At 60.5% G+C, this 504-nt stretch carries 1 protein-coding gene; it reads right to left on the bottom strand.

Translation table 11 applies throughout. The features are described 5' to 3' along the window. Positions 1–504 (bottom strand): IS3 family transposase (locus Abci_RS13295; RefSeq protein ID WP_148315189.1); only part of this gene is annotated, 504 nt, incomplete at both ends.

Genomic DNA, 504 nt, shown 5'->3' with positions numbered 1-504 from the left:
AAGGTGTTGCGACGACCGGTTGAATCCGCCTTGTGATCCACGGTCCGAATGATGGATCAGCGCCTTGTTTCCCGCAGGCTTTCGTTGCCAGATGGCCTGTTCAAGGGCGTCGAGCACGAACTGGGTGGTCATGGAGGTCGAGACTTTCCAGCCCACGATCCTGCGGGCGAACACATCAATGACAAACGCCACATAGACCATGCCATTCCAGGTCTGGACATAGGTGAAGTCCGAGACCCAGAGCTGGTTGGGGGCCTCGGCCCGGAACTGCCGGTTGACCCTGTCATCGGGACAGGGGCGCGCCGTATCCGGACGGGTCGTGATGACCTTCCGGCCCCGGATGACACCCTTCAGACCCATCTTGCGCATCAGGCGCTCAACAGTGCAGCGTGCAACCTGTCGCCCCTCACGCTGCAGGCTGTGCCACACCTTGCGCGCACCATAAACAGCACGATTATCCTGCCAGATCCGGCGGATATGTTCCATCAGTTCCCTATCGCGCCG

This window comes from Acetobacter cibinongensis, assembly GCF_000963925.1.
GTDB lineage: Bacteria > Pseudomonadota > Alphaproteobacteria > Acetobacterales > Acetobacteraceae > Acetobacter > Acetobacter cibinongensis.
Note: the sequence above shows the minus strand (reverse complement) of the source record. Positions and strands in the feature narration are given on the sequence as shown.